We start from the raw sequence: 14909 nt of genomic DNA on the forward strand, positions 1-14909 counted from the left end.
TATCATATCTACTTTGTACATGAAATGATATAATGAGAGGAATTACAATTATTTACGAGGAGAGCATTTAAATGGAAATGTTCAAGGATTTTCTGCTCCATGTATCTTTTATTCTATTTCCAATCTTTTTATATCATGCACTATGGCTAAGCCGGACCCCTGCTCATTTCCCTAAAACGAATAAACTGCTCATCACCATATTTGCATCCATTTCATCAGCACTATGTATTATGTATCCAGTTGGTTCGATTTTAGATTTGCAGACTGGGCTTCAATCGATTCCCCTTGTACTGGCTATTTTATACGGGGGATATACCGCCGGAATCGTCGCTATCTTGGTTAGTTCAACCGTAAAGTTCGTGATGTATGGCTCTTTTTTATGGATTGGATTGATTGTTGTACCGATTTACTTTTTCATCCCTTTCCTGCTTTACCGGAAATGGCGCCAATATTCTAAGCAGAGAAAGCTTTTATACGGAGTCCTGATTGCGTTATCAAAAGGGATGTTTATTTACATTGGACTGCTTGTGGTCAGCTTAATAGAGTACAGCCCTGCATTCATTATGCAGCAAAAGCTGCTTGAATTATTTTTCTCAACTCTTTACTACATATTCTTTCTTGTGCTGAGTATTTATTCCATTGAGTTTGTGAAAGAGAATGCGCAAATGAGAACACAGCTTGTCCAATCAGAGAAACTGACGATTGTGAGTGAACTTGCAGCAAGTGTCGCCCATGAAGTCCGCAATCCACTGACGGTGGTGAGAGGATTTATCCAACTGCTCTTTTCAAGTGACAATACGAAAGAGCCGTCAACCAATAAAGATTATAAAAATCTCGTTTTATCTGAACTTGACCGTGCGCAGGATATTATTACGAGCTATCTTGATATTGCGAAACAAAATTATTATCAAATTGAGTCTCTCAATTTATCTAAATTACTTGAAGAGTGTGCGTCGCTGATGACATCCTATGCGAATTTTAAGTCGGTCACGATTCATCAATCGATTGAACCAGACTTATACATCCAAGGTGATGAAACGAAAATCAAACAAGTCATGATTAATTTAATCAAAAATGCAATTGAAGCAGCGCCCGAACACGAAGGTAAAATCGAACTGTTTGCTTCAAAAGAAAATCATCGAATCTGCCTTTATTTCGTTGATAACGGTGTAGGCATGTCAGAAAGCCAAATGAAAAAGCTTGGTGAACCCTATTACACATTGAAAAATAAAGGAACAGGGCTTGGGCTGACAGTAACATTTTCCATCATTGAAAATCATCATGGAACCATTCGTTTCAAAAGCTCATTGCAGTCTGGTACAACAGTCACCGTGAAGTTTCCTGAAGATACAAGAAGAAAATGATCAATCCATTTTTTTTGTCCTTTTTTCATCGATCTGCTCCTGCTTCTTAGAAGCACGAACGATCAGACGAAAGCAAATAAATGCAGCAGCAAAGAAAAGCACCGTCGTGATTGCCGCAGGGATATACTCCCTTTTATCTTCAGGAAAATACAGTAGAAAGAATATGATGAACGACATGATTCGCTCTTCCCCCTTTTGCTCGTTTACTTCACTATATTGGCTAAAAGAAAGGAAATACCTTCTTATGCGAAGGAAATGGAGGAATTTCATATGACAGACATTCAGATTGGACAAATCGTGAAAGGTTTTTACAAAACAGGTGTTTACATTGGGGAAGTGACAGCCGTTAAACCATCTACTTATCTCGTTCAAGTAAAAGCGGTTTTAACACACCCCACTCAAGGTGACCTGCATCATCCAAAAGAAGCGGACGTACCTTTTTTTCAGGAAAGACGGGCTTTGGCCTTTAGGGAACAGACGAATATCCCTCATCATATGGTCAAGCCTTATGATGGCGACATACCTGATTATCAAGTATCGCTGAAAGACGCCGTAGACAAATTGAAAAAAGGGCTCAGTGCGGATGATTCCAAGTGGGCTGAAAAATCAAGAGCGTGCCTCTCTTCTCTTGAAAAAGATTATTTTCCAGAAGACGCCCGCTAATCTGCCGAATCAAAAAAGTGAGAGAAGTCAATGAGTTCACCAATTTTGGTTGTTTGCGGATTTTCCACATAGGATCGATCTTTTTCAAAAAGGGTGAACAGCTGATAAGTTGTCATGGCATCATCGAGTGCTTTATGATGCTTACCAGCTCCTTCACTGCCGTACTCCTTAGCTGCTTTCCGAAGTCCTGTGAGTGTTCTATCCCCAAAAAAGGTTTTATATTCAAAAGCCAGATCCCTTTGATTCCCCTTAAAAGGAAAACCAATATGATTGAGCATACAGTTTTGCTTCAGTACCTTCATGTCCATATTTCCCCATGTGATAATCTCACAGTCTTCTCCCCCATCGAGTGACACGAGCTTCTCGATAAACGCCTCAAAAGAAATCCCGCTTTCTACATCCTGCTGCGTAATGCCAAGGAACGATTTACAGCGCTTTGTCAGCTTCGGGAACTTTTTCGGTTTGACATAGCTTGAGAATGTGTCTATGATCGTTTCATTTGATGCTTTGACGACACCGGCTTCAATGATTTCCGGGAAAAAATTTTGCGGATGATATTTCCCATCAGGCATCGTAAATTCAAAATCGACCACAAGCAGCGTCTTCTGTTCCATCAGTCTCACCCCACTTTCTCGTCTGTTTTCTATCCTGCTACTATTATATTAAGACGGACTTTGAAATCACTTCATTTTCGTGAAAATAATGCAGATTCACTATGCCCAACCTATTCATCAGATGAAAGATCGTTTATTTTCCTTTATAATTATTAAGGAACACGAAATAAATAAAGAAGGTGGTCTTTATCACAAACAGGAAGAAAAACTTGTACATCATGTGGTTTGTGAACTTTTTTGTATCTGCCAGCATTACAATGATCGTCCCTTTTTTATCACTTTACATAGAGTCTCTTGATAGCAGTTATTCGAATGAATTTGTTCAAAGATGGAGCGGCTATGTCTTTGGGGTTACATTTTTAACAGCCTTTCTCATTTCTCCAATTTGGGGACGGATTGGTGACCGGCATGGCTATAAAAAGATTTTGCTCATTAACGGTATTGGGATTGCAACAAGCATTTTATTAATGGGGCTTGTTCAAACCGTTTATCAACTATTTGCGTTAAGGCTTTTCATGGGGCTTGTGACAGGCTTTATTTCGACTTCGATGGCACTGATTTCTGCACAGACCGAAAAGGCAACAGCCGGTAAGACCCTTGGTACGATGCAGATGAGTAATGTCGCCGGAGGATTATTCGGTCCATTAATGGGTGGATTTATGGCAGACAGTGTCGGATTCATTTATACATTTTTCTTAACAGCTGCTGTCATATATGTGTCAGCGATTGTCATTATCTTCGGTGTGAAAGAACAGCCGATCCGTTCAAAAGAAGCAAAACGGGTTTCTTACTCACGGAAGGATGTCCTTGTCCATATTTTCAAACAGCCTTTACTTGTCGTCACCATGCTTCTCACATTTATTACGCAAGTCGGGAACTTTAGTATTCAGCCGCTTTTAGCCTTGTACATTCATGATTTACACGGCCCCGTCAATCTTGCCTTTTATGCAGGACTGGCGTTTTCTGCAACGGGGCTTGGCAATTTGCTGTTTACACGGAAATGGGGTGACCTTGGAGATCGTATTGGTCACGATAAGGTGCTGCTCGCCCTTCTCATCCTCTCCTCCATTTTATTCATCCCGCAAGCGATGGCGGATTCCTACGGGATGTTAGTGATCTTCCGTTTCTTATACGGTATGGCACTAGGCGGCATCATTCCTTGTACGACGGCCTATATTCGGATCAAAGCGCCTGCCTCTATGCAAGGGGAAGTGCTTGGTTACAATGTCAGCTTCCGCTTTCTTGGAAATGTCGTCGGACCCGTCATAGGCGGCATTGTGGCGAGTCATTACGGAATTCCAGCTGTCTTTTATGTCACCGCCGGCATTTTCCTTTTCGGGGCATTATTTTTATGGGCGGTCCGCTCACAATCAAAGACAAAAGAGAGGAGTGTCTGATCCATTATCAGATACTCTTTTCTTCTGTCTAAATGCCTTGTTTACTAGACTTCACGTCTATTCTTTTCTAAAAATAACCTTCTCGTAATCGCAAAAGAATGGTACGATATGGCTAGAAATCCGAAGAAAGTGAGTGACCTCATGTTTCGTGCAATCATTGGTTGGTTATTACTTGCTGCCCTCATCCCATTATTTGTTCTGACTTTTTATCTATCAAAGGAAGAAGCCGCAAGTGTAAAACCTGTTAACGAAGTGCTTGATCAAAAAATCAAGCTGGAAAAGGTAGACTTTTCCCAAAACAGTTATATGTATGATCGAGATGGTTCTCTTATCTCTGAGATCGTATCAAACGATGAGAACCGTGTTTTCGTGAAGTACGATAAAATTCCTGATTCCGTAAAGGAGCTGTTCCTCCGATCAGAGGACCGCAACTTTTATGACCATAAAGGCATTGACTTTATGGGCGTGATTCGTGCCCTTGCCGCAAATGTGAAAAACCATGGCATTAGCCAAGGCGCCAGCACCATCACACAACAGTTATCCCGTAATTTATATTTAAGTCATGAACGTTCATTCAGCCGAAAGTTTACAGAACTGCTCTATTCCTATGAGCTCGAGCGAAAATTTACAAAAGAGGAAATTCTCGAAAGCTATTTAAATACGATTTATTTCAGTAACGGGGTTTACGGTGTCGGTTCTGCGGCTAATTACTATTTTGATAAGCCGCTTAGTTCTTTGACACTTGCACAGATGGCATTTATTTCTGCGATTCCTAACAACCCTACGCTGTATGACCCATTGAAACAATTCAAACATACAAAGAAACGCCAGAAACGGCTACTTGGTATTTTAGAAAAAGATGGTGTCATTACGAAGAAGCAATACAAAAAAGCGGTGAAAGAAAAAATCAGCTTGTCCTTAAGTGAAAAGAAAAATCTTTACCCTGACTATGTGACATACGCCAATGAAGAATTTACCGATCTGGTGTCTGATCAGGAAGGCTTTACAAAACGATTGAAAAAAGCCAAAACAGCTGGCGCAAAAAAGGCCATTCAAAAAGAATTATCAGAAAAGGTCAGTGCATTGCTTCAAGATGGTGTGAAGATTTATACAGCACTAGACCCTTCCTTACAGCAAAGAGCGGTCTATCAGCTCAATGCACAATTGCCTTATCAAGGTGTGGAAGGCGGTTCAGCAGTCATTAACCACCAAACCCATCAAATCGTCGCACTTGCTGGCGGGAAGAATTATAAAAAGTTTGATTTCAACTACGCCTATCAAGCGCAAAGACAACCAGGTTCCGCAATTAAGCCGCTGTTAGATTATGGCCCTTATATTGATCAAACCGGTGCCACGGCATCAAGCAAAATCAGTGCCGGCAAGTTTTGCAGTAGCGGATATTGCCCGCAAAACTATAATCATAAAACGTATGGAACTGTAACACTTGAAACAGCCTTTAAGAACTCTTACAATACACCAGCGATTCGTATGCTTGATACAGTCGGTGTCAAAAAAGGCTTCAGCTATTTAGAAAAGTTTTCATTCGAACATATTGTCGCAGATGATTACCGCCTCCCTTCTGCACTTGGAGGATTTACAAAAGGCTTCTCGCCGCTAGAAATAACCGATGCATATACCGTGTTTGGCAATCAAGGTGCCTATACGCGAAATCACTCCATTACAAAGGTCACAGACTTAAACGGCAAAACCCTTTACAAGTGGAAAGAGTCGCCGAAGCAAATCTATTCTCAGCGTACAAATGAAACAATGCGCAAACTGCTTGCCTCTGTTGTGAAAAGTGGAACAGGGAAAAAGGCGAATTTCAATTCTCCTTACATTGGGGGGAAAACAGGGACATCCAATGACTACAAAGACATTTGGTTTGTTGGCCTGACAGATCAATACACAATGGGTGTATGGGTAGGTAGAGATAGAGGAACCGTTGAATCGATTTATAGTTCAAGCCCGCACTTACGTATTTGGAAACAAACCATGCAATACGCTAAATAAACAGGAGGTTTGATTGCGATGCATTCAACACAACCCTCTCACTTCATTTTATTTGACGGTGTCTGCAACGTGTGCAGTGGTGCTGTTCAGTTTATCATCAAGCGCGACCCGAATGAGCGGATGATGTTTGCTTCTTTACAATCAGATACAGGGCAGCGTATTTTAAAAGAAAACGGCTTGCCTTTAGATGAGTTCAATTCATTCATTTATATTGAAAATGGGACCCTTTATATGAAGTCAACAGGCATCTTAAAAGCGGCGCGGCATTTAAAAGGGATATACAAATGGAGCTATTTACTCCTCGCGATCCCTCGTCCAATCCGTGACTGGTTTTATCAGCTCATTGCAAAGAATCGCTATAAATGGTTTGGTCAAAAAACATCCTGTATGATGCCTACACCTGATATTCAGAAGCGGTTTCTTCCATAAAAAAAGCATCCTCCATCATCGGAGGATGCTTTCTTTCGTCTGATTAAGCTGGCAGACTCGCCATCACACTGTTATAAAGCTTAATAAATAAGTACAAAATGCCGATCAAAAACGTGGCCCAAAACAGCAGAATAAACATCATAAACCCAATTAAATTCAGCATGGAAAGCGATTGATAAATGCGTACCACAACCCAGATAAAATAGACGAGACTTGCTAAAACAAAAAGCCCAACAAGCAAAATGAGCTGCTGCGTCAATAGAAATGCAAGTAAGCTGGCAAACAAATAGACAACCGATGCAATCCGAATTTTCTTTAAGTTCTCCCCTTCAGGGTCCTTTGCAAAAAAGAGCAGCGCTAGCTCTAACACCGTATCTGCAATGAGTTTTAAAGCAGATAAAATCATAAAATAAACAAGTGCAAATGCGGCAAATAAAGCAAGACGAATGCCCTGTTCAGAGAAAAATTCCAGCATTCCTTTTAAAATTCCTGCTTGGGTCAAGAAGTCAGTCGTGATACCTACTGTAAAAATAGAAAAGGCAGAGCTGAATAGCAAAATCGAAATCAGCGGAAAATATCCAGTCAAATATGTATTTTTCATAAATAGATCCTTTCTCATAAGCTCATTTTTATTATGGCTCACTTAAAACGGATTGACAAGATGCTTTCCAAGTAAACTGGAATCTAAATCAAATTTGTGATTTTGCACGTACATTCCTTCACAAACTTACATTTTCCCGTTAAAGTATTACTATTACGAAAAAATTGCGCGTTAGGGGTATACTCGTGAAAAAAACTTTAAGACTGCAAACACGGCTGACGATCTTTGTCTGTATTGTTGTCCTGATCTCCCTCTGTATCACATTCTTTACGATCTGGTCAGAAACAGCCAAAAATATTCATCAGCAGGAACGTGATATCGCCCTCTCCACTGCCAAAATGGTCGCAGAGGCTCCGATCACAGCAAAATCATTGGAAAAAGATCAATCATATACAGCACTGCGAAAATATACAACAAATGTTCAGCGTATTACCAAAACCGAATTCGTTGTCGTCATGGATATGAACGGTATCCGCAAAACACATCCGAATCCGCAAAAGATTGGGAAGCGATTTGCTGGCGGTGATGAAAAACCGGCATTACAGGGTAAGGAACATATTAGTACCGCATCTGGAACACTTGGCAAGTCCATGCGTGCCTTTGTTCCTGTTTATAACCAAGATGGCAAGCAGCTCGGGGCTGTGGCAGTTGGGATTACATTAAAGGAAATTGATTTAATTATTCATCAAAGCCTGCTCCCGCTCTACTTTGTCACATCGCTAAGCCTTTTATCTGGCATTATCGGTGCACTCATTGTGGCACGCAAAGTGAAGAAGATTATGTTTGGACTAGAGCCAGATGAAATTGCCACATTATTAAAAGAACGAAGCGCCATGCTAGAATCAACAAAAGAAGGCATTCTTGCCGTCGATCAGCACGGTAAAATAAAGCTGGCAAATGCAGAAGCTAAACGCCTTTTTCATAATATGGGCATTATGGTTGACCCTAGAGAACAAGATGTACAGGCCCTTCTTCCTTCAAGCGGCTTAAAGCAAGTAATCGAAACACGGAAACCGCTGCTTGATCGCGATGTCAGAATGAACGGATTGGAGCTGGTCTTTAATGAGGTGCCGATTACGGTAAAAGGAGAAATTGTCGGAGCGATCGCAACCTTCCGTGACAAAACAGAAGTCAAACATCTGGCTGAGCAGCTGAGCGGGGTGAAGATGTATGCCAATGCGCTTCGTGCCCAGTCACACGAATTTATGAACAAGCTTCATGTCATTTTAGGATTGGTCCAGCTAAAGAACTATGATGACCTTGGCACCTATATTAAAGATATTGCAATTTATCAGCAGACAGAAACAAATGAAATCATCAACCATGTGAAAAACTCTGTCTTAGCCGGGTTTTTACTAGGAAAACAAAGCTACATCAGAGAACAAGGCGCAGCTTTAGAAGTCAATTGCAGTACACAGGTACCAAACTCGGAGGACCCAGCAGTCACACATGACCTTATTACGGTCATCGGTAATCTGTTAAATAACGCACTCGATGCCGTTTCCCATACAGAGAACAAAAATATTTCCATCTCATTCAGATATGTCCAAGAGCAGCTTCATATTGAAATTACAGACACAGGTGTCGGTCTGACAAAAGAAGAACAGGACATCATGTTTGATCAGGGCTTTTCGACAAAAGGAGAAGACAGAGGATTTGGCCTTTACTTTGTTGACCAAAGCATCAAAAAACTGAACGGACATATGATCGTCACAAGCGAAAAAGGAGAAGGAACGACCTTTAGTCTCCGTATTCCATATAAACAAAAGGAGGATTCACATGATTAATGTGTTGATCGTAGAAGATGACCCAATGGTCGGGGAGCTGAATAAACGCTACTTGACCCAAATAGAAGGTTTTGAATTAAAAGGGATTGCCACCTCATTTCAGAAGGCACTAGACATCTTAAAATCAGAAATCATTCACCTTGTATTGCTTGATATTTATATGCCTGGACAAAATGGGCTCGCCCTATTATCAGAAATTCGTGAGCAAAAGCATTCCGTTGACGTCATCGTCATTTCAGCTGCAAATGAAGTGGATGTCGTACAGCAAACGATGCGAAACGGAGCTGTCGACTATTTAATCAAACCTTTTGAGTTTGAACGCTTCCAATCAGCACTGGCAGAATATAAAAGAAAACATGCCCTATACCAAACGATGAACAGCATCTCGCAAAATGATTTAGACGCGAAGCTTTTTCATAAAAAAGCAGAGGCGGAAAAAGTCCTGCTGCCAAAAGGCTTAACGAAGAGCACACTCAAACTCATCTGGACAAGCATTCAATCATTCGGTCAGCAGGCTTTCACGACCGAAGACCTAGCCAATCATACAGAAATCTCCCAAGTTTCGATTAGAAAATACTTGAAATTTCTTGAGGATATCGAAGTGGTTGATGTGGAGATGGCATACGGGACAATCGGCCGCCCTGTTTTCCAATATAAACTGAATACAAGCAACATGAATTTGATACAGCAATATCTTTAATTTGACACATCTGACCTTTCACAAAGGCCAGATGTTTTTTTATGGCATACGATGTCACAAACCCCTTGATATCAGCGGTTTCACTGTAGTAGAGCACATCATAAAAGCGGCATTATATCATATTTCAGCACATAAAAAGACATCGAATTTAGCCTTTTAACATTTTTTTAAAAATAAAACAAATTTCTATTTATTTATTCGATGGGAAATGATAAATTATGATTGATTAGTTCAACGAGATATAAGTCTGATGTCTTACATCTTCTCTCCTGTTTCCATCAATTTTAAAAGAATGCAGGATAAAATACCCTTTTCAGAAGGATAGGAGAAGGCAAGAGTCGGTCTTTTTTCGCGAGACTTTTCTGAAACTTTTAAATTTTATAGGGGGTTATGTTTTGAAGAAGCGCAAAATTGGACTTGCATTGTCCTTAGTCGTAGCAGCAGGAACCATCCTTGGAGCATGCGGCAACTCTGGCTCAAACAGCGGTGAAAACAAAAAAGATAAAGATCAATTCACTGTTGCAATGGTAACTGATGTCGGTGGTGTCGATGACAAATCGTTTAACCAATCTGCTTGGGAAGGTTTACAAGCATTTGGGAAAGACAACAATTTAACAAAAGGTAAAAACGGCTTTGATTACTTACAATCTAAATCAGACGCTGACTATACAACAAACTTAAACACACTTGCTCGTGAGAAATTTGATTTGATTTACGGAATTGGTTTCTTAATGCAAGATTCTATTACTGAAATTGCGAATCAACGTAAGAAAAACCACTTTGCCATCGTTGATGCAGTTGTAAAAAAAGACAACGTAGCAAGCATTACATTTAACGAAAACGAAGGATCATTCCTTGTAGGTGTTGCAGCGGCTCTTTCTACAAAATCAAACAAAATTGGTTTTGTTGGCGGCGTTGATTCTGAATTAATCAGAAAATTCGAAGTTGGTTTCCGTGCAGGCGTTGAAGCAGCTAATCCAAAAGCAAAAGTTGAAGTGAAATATGCTGGGGCATTCGATAAAGCAGACATCGGTAAAGCAACAGCTGAAAGTATGTACAAATCTGGCGTTGACGTCATTTACCACGCAGCAGGCGGAACTGGAACTGGTGTCTTCACAGAAGCGAAAAACCTGAAAAAAGCTGATCCTGACCGCAAAGTGTGGGTCATTGGTGTTGATAAAGACCAGTATGATGAGGGTAAAGTACCTGGAACAAAACAAAGTGTCACTCTTACTTCTATGATTAAGAAAGTAGACACAGCGGTACAAGACTTAACAACAAAAGCAAAAGAAGGTAAGTTCCCTGGTGGCGAAGTGATCACGTACGGTCTGAAAGAAGGCGGCGTTGACATCTCTCCATCTCAAGAGAATCTTGATAAAGATGTATTGAAGAAAGTCGAAGAATGGAAACAAAAAATCATCAAGGGTGAAGTGAAAATCCCTGCAACACGTGATGAACTAAAAGATTTTAAAGCTTAATTTGTGCATCGGGATAAGCGCGCCTTATCCCCTTGCCTCTCCTTTACCTCCTCTTTATTCGTAAAAGGTGGTAAAAGAAAAGCTGCAGCCTTGTTTTGCAGCTTTTCTTTTGCTAGTTTTTATCTTCATCAGCACCCTAAAAAAGGAGCGGTTAAACCTGTGGATTATGTCATTGAAATGTTGAATATACGCAAAGAATTCCCTGGCATTGTAGCAAATGATAACATTACGCTGCAGCTAAAAAAGGGCGAAATTCATGCGCTGCTTGGTGAAAACGGCGCTGGAAAATCAACGCTCATGAACGTGCTTTTCGGACTGTATCAGCCTGAAAAAGGTGAAATCAAGGTACACGGAAAACCGGTTACAATCTCTAGTCCAAATGATGCAAGTGATTTAGGCATTGGAATGGTCCATCAGCATTTTATGCTAGTTGATACATTTACTGTGGCTGAAAACATCATTTTAGGAAAAGAGCCAAAGAAATTTGGAAAGATTGACAAAGAACAAGCCATTCAGCAAGTGCAGGAACTTTCTGACCGTTATGGACTGAAAATAGACCCTGCCGCTAAAGTATCTGACATCTCAGTCGGTATGCAGCAGCGAGCAGAAATCTTAAAAACACTATACCGCGGCGCTGACATCTTGATCTTCGACGAACCAACAGCCGTCTTAACACCACAAGAAATAAAAGAACTCATACAAATTATGAAAAACTTAATTAATGAAGGCAAATCCATTATATTAATTACCCACAAGCTAAAAGAAATTATGGATGCCTGTCATCGCGTGACCATTATCCGAAAAGGGCAAGGTATTCGTACACTTGATGTGGAACACACAAACAAAGACGAGCTTGCCAGTTTAATGGTCGGCCGCGAAGTCTCATTTAAAACAGACAAAAAAGCAGCCTCCCCTGCTGAAGAAGTCTTGCAAATTCAAGATCTCACTGTCAAAGATGCGCGAGGAATTGAAGCCGTGAAACAACTCAATTTATCAGTGAAAGCTGGTGAGATTGTCGGAATTGCGGGTGTAGACGGAAATGGTCAATCTGAATTAATTGAAGCCATTACAGGTCTGAAAAAATCCGAATCTGGCACGATCATGCTAAACGGGAAAGCCATTCAAAATCTCCCGCCTCGTAAGGTCACAGAATCTGGTATCGGACATATTCCTCAAGACCGTCATAAGCACGGACTTGTCCTTGACTTTTCAATTGGAGAAAATATTTCCTTACAAACGTATTATCAGCGTCCATATTCGAAGTTTGGCTTGATGAATATGAAAAATATTTATCAAAAAGCAAAACGAATCATTGCTGAATACGACGTACGGACACCTAGTGAATATACAGAAGCACGTGCGCTATCAGGCGGTAACCAGCAAAAAGCCATTATTGGCCGTGAAGTTGACCGAAATCCTGATTTATTAATTGCCGCACAACCGACACGTGGACTTGATGTCGGAGCCATTGAGTTTGTTCATAAACGTCTGATTGAACAAAGGGATTCAGGCAAAGCTGTTCTGCTCATATCCTTTGAGCTTGATGAAATTATCAATGTCAGTGATAAGATTGCTGTTATTTTCGAAGGCAGCATTATTGCCATTGTTGATCCAAAAGAAACAACAGAGCAAGAACTTGGTCTGTTAATGGCTGGAAGTACGCAACAGGAAGTGGGGAAAGAAGCAAATGTCTAATCGCTTAACAAATCTGCTGATTCCGCTTATAGCCATTGTACTTGGTCTTTTCGTTGGGGCCATCATTATGCTGGCAAGCGGTTATAGTGTCATCGAAGGTTATAGCGCCCTTTGGAATGGCGTATTCGGTGAAACATATTATATGGGAGAAACCATCCGACAAGTCACTCCTTATATTTTATCAGGACTTGCTGTTGCCTTTGCATTTCGGACAGGCCTATTTAATATCGGGGTAGAAGGTCAAATGCTGATTGGCTGGGTAGCTGCTGTATGGATCGGCACAACTGTCCATGCACCTATGTATATCCATCTGCCTCTTGCACTGATCACAGCAGCAGCTGCTGGTGCATTATGGGGCTTTATTCCCGGATTTTTAAAAGCTCGTTTTTACGTACATGAAGTCATTGTCACCATCATGATGAACTACATTGCCCTTCATGTCACAAATTATTTAATCTCAAATGTCTTAACAAACAATAAAGATAAAACAGAAAAAATTGATGCAACAGCTTCCCTTCGATCTGGTTTTTTTGAGCAGATCACTGATTTCTCTAGAATGCATAATGGGATTTTTGTTGCCATTATTGCGGCTGTTGTCATGTGGGTTATTATCCAGAAAACCTCTAAAGGGTTTGAATTACGCGCAGTTGGGATGAACCAGCAGGCCTCTCATTATGCTGGGATGAACGTTCGACGCAACATCATTTATGCGATGCTCATTTCTGGTGCCTTTGCAGGTCTTGCAGGTGCGATGGAAGGACTCGGAACATTTGAATATGCTTCGATTAAAGGATCATTCACTGGCGTTGGTTTTGATGGAATCGCTGTTGCCTTATTAGGCGGAAACACAGCTATTGGTGTCGTCTTAGCTGCATTATTGCTTGGTGGATTGAAAGTCGGTGCTTTAAACATGCCGCTTGAATCTGGCGTACCGACTGAGGTCGTTGATATTGTGATTGCGATCATTATTCTTTTCGTTGCCTCAAGCTATATCATCCGTCTTGTCATTCAACAATTGAAGAAAAAGGGGGGAAAATAAGTGGGATTTCTGCAAATTCTTGAAATCATCGTCCCGGCTACACTTGTTTATGCTGCACCACTTATTTTAACCGCTCTTGGAGGCGTCTTTTCAGAAAGATCAGGTGTCGTCAATATCGGTCTTGAAGGTTTGATGGTCGTCGGAGCATTTTCTAGTATTATCTTTAACTTAATGTTTGCTGATACGTTTGGTGCCTTGACCCCGTGGCTCGGTCTACTTGTTGGTATGGCCATTGGCGGCGTGTTCTCACTCATTCACGCTGTTGCCACTATTACGTTCAGAGCAGATCAAACGGTCAGTGGTGTTGCGATTAACATGCTTGCCCTTGGTGCTACGCTGTTTGTTGTCAAACTGATTTATGGCAAAGCACAAACGGATAAAATTACAGAACCTTTCTATAAAGGAGATATTCCCCTTTTAAGTGACATTCCGATCATTGGTGATATTTTCTTTAAAGATGTGTATTATACGTCCATTCTCGCATTAGTTCTTGCGGTTGTCGCTTGGTTTGTTTTATTTAAAATGCCGTTTGGCTTACGACTTCGTGCAGTCGGAGAGCATCCAATGGCAGCTGATACAATGGGAATCAAGGTATACCGGATGCGCTATATCGGCGTCTTCATTAGTGGTCTATTTGGCGGTCTTGGCGGAGCTGTGTATGCATCGACCATCGCTCTTGACTTCTCACACGCCACCATTACAGGACAAGGCTTCATTGCGTTAGCCGCCCTTGTTTTCGGGAAATGGCACCCATTTGGCGCTATGGGCGCTGCTTTATTCTTTGGATTTGCACAAAGCTTAAGCATCATTGGCTCTCTGCTTCCGCTGTTTCAAGATATCCCGAACGTGTACATGCTCATTGCACCATATGTGCTGACGATCCTAGCTCTTACTGGCTTCATTGGACGAGCAGACGCACCAAAAGCACTTGGTACTCCTTATTTAAAAGGAAAACGATAAATAAATACCATGTATGATCAATCCCCTGAAGGACAAACTATCTTCAGGGGATTTTTGTATGATAAAAACGACAAAACCCCCGTTTATTTTACTTTTATTACACTTAATTTAGTTTAATAAATAGATGAGTGTCACAGAATCTTCTACAATTGAGACAAATAGCATTTGGGGG

The 14909-nt window shown here is 40.9% G+C and carries 14 protein-coding genes; 11 read left to right on the plus strand and 3 right to left on the minus strand.

Going from position 1 to position 14909, the window contains the following annotated elements; genetic code table 11:
• The first annotated feature begins 71 nt into the window (after positions 1-71).
• On the plus strand, positions 72-1364 hold the full coding sequence (locus tag ABG082_RS14575) for a HAMP domain-containing sensor histidine kinase (protein WP_019744045.1): 1293 nt from the start codon (positions 72-74) through the stop codon (positions 1362-1364).
• Here the strand turns inward: ABG082_RS14575 and ABG082_RS14580 are convergent, their stop codons facing one another.
• Positions 1365-1541 carry a hypothetical protein gene (locus ABG082_RS14580; protein ID WP_008345810.1) on the minus strand — a complete coding sequence of 59 codons (177 nt, stop codon included), beginning with the start codon at positions 1539-1541 and terminating at the stop codon, positions 1365-1367.
• A 93-nt stretch (positions 1542-1634) separates the two neighbouring features.
• Between ABG082_RS14580 and ABG082_RS14585 the strand changes: the two genes are divergently transcribed.
• Positions 1635-2027, plus strand: a complete 393-nt coding sequence (locus ABG082_RS14585; RefSeq protein ID WP_017358956.1) for a kinase-associated lipoprotein B — start codon at positions 1635-1637, stop codon at positions 2025-2027.
• Here the strand turns inward: ABG082_RS14585 and kapD are convergent.
• A complete protein-coding gene (gene kapD / locus ABG082_RS14590) occupies positions 2024-2641 on the minus strand; it encodes a 3'-5' exonuclease KapD (RefSeq protein ID WP_008345814.1) in 618 nt (205 codons plus the stop codon). The two genes, ABG082_RS14585 and kapD, sit on opposite strands and share 4 nt — an antisense overlap.
• Positions 2642-2859: 218 nt before the next feature.
• Between kapD and ABG082_RS14595 the strand changes: the two genes are divergently transcribed.
• From ABG082_RS14595 to ABG082_RS14605, 3 genes are all read left to right on the plus strand, one after another.
• Positions 2860-4038: an MFS transporter gene (locus ABG082_RS14595; RefSeq protein WP_220482436.1), complete on the plus strand. Its 1179-nt coding sequence runs from the start codon at positions 2860-2862 to the stop codon at positions 4036-4038.
• Between the two features lie 108 nt (positions 4039-4146).
• The gene (locus tag ABG082_RS14600) at positions 4147-6048 is read left to right on the plus strand and encodes a transglycosylase domain-containing protein (RefSeq protein WP_048002203.1); all 1902 of its coding nucleotides are present in this window, start codon (positions 4147-4149) and stop codon (positions 6046-6048) included.
• 18 nt (positions 6049-6066) lie between these two features.
• Complete coding sequence (locus tag ABG082_RS14605; RefSeq protein ID WP_008345820.1) at positions 6067-6477, plus strand: thiol-disulfide oxidoreductase DCC family protein; 411 nt, start codon at positions 6067-6069, stop codon at positions 6475-6477.
• 43 nt (positions 6478-6520) lie between these two features.
• Here the strand turns inward: ABG082_RS14605 and ABG082_RS14610 are convergent, their stop codons facing one another.
• A complete protein-coding gene (locus ABG082_RS14610; RefSeq protein WP_008345822.1) occupies positions 6521-7078 on the minus strand; it encodes a YufK family protein in 558 nt (185 codons plus the stop codon).
• Positions 7079-7263: 185 nt separating this feature from the next.
• On the opposite strand from ABG082_RS14610, the gene malK reads away from it, so the two are divergent.
• The 6 genes from malK (at position 7264) to ABG082_RS14640 (ending at position 14737) form a co-directional block, all read left to right on the plus strand.
• A complete protein-coding gene (gene malK, locus ABG082_RS14615) occupies positions 7264-8865 on the plus strand; it encodes a malate sensor histidine kinase MalK (protein WP_008345824.1) in 1602 nt (533 codons plus the stop codon).
• Entirely contained in the window at positions 8858-9565 is a 708-nt protein-coding gene (locus ABG082_RS14620) for a response regulator (RefSeq protein WP_035389249.1), read from the plus strand. Before malK ends, ABG082_RS14620 begins: the two co-directional genes overlap by 8 nt.
• A gap of 395 nt (positions 9566-9960) precedes the next feature.
• Positions 9961-11043 (plus strand): BMP family protein, encoded by a 1083-nt coding sequence (locus ABG082_RS14625; RefSeq protein ID WP_008345828.1) that lies wholly within the window; start codon positions 9961-9963, stop codon positions 11041-11043.
• A 159-nt stretch (positions 11044-11202) separates the two neighbouring features.
• Positions 11203-12738, plus strand: coding sequence for an ABC transporter ATP-binding protein (locus tag ABG082_RS14630; RefSeq protein WP_008345830.1), 1536 nt, complete (start codon positions 11203-11205; stop codon positions 12736-12738).
• Positions 12731-13777 carry an ABC transporter permease gene (locus ABG082_RS14635; RefSeq protein WP_017367955.1) on the plus strand — a complete coding sequence of 349 codons (1047 nt, stop codon included), beginning with the start codon at positions 12731-12733 and terminating at the stop codon, positions 13775-13777. The genes ABG082_RS14630 and ABG082_RS14635 overlap by 8 nt, the downstream gene beginning before the upstream one ends.
• Positions 13778-14737, plus strand: coding sequence for an ABC transporter permease (locus ABG082_RS14640; protein ID WP_008345835.1), 960 nt, complete (start codon positions 13778-13780; stop codon positions 14735-14737).
• Positions 14738-14909 lie beyond the last annotated feature (172 nt).

The organism is Bacillus sp. BS1807G30, assembly GCF_040047675.1.
GTDB lineage: Bacteria > Bacillota > Bacilli > Bacillales > Bacillaceae > Bacillus > Bacillus altitudinis.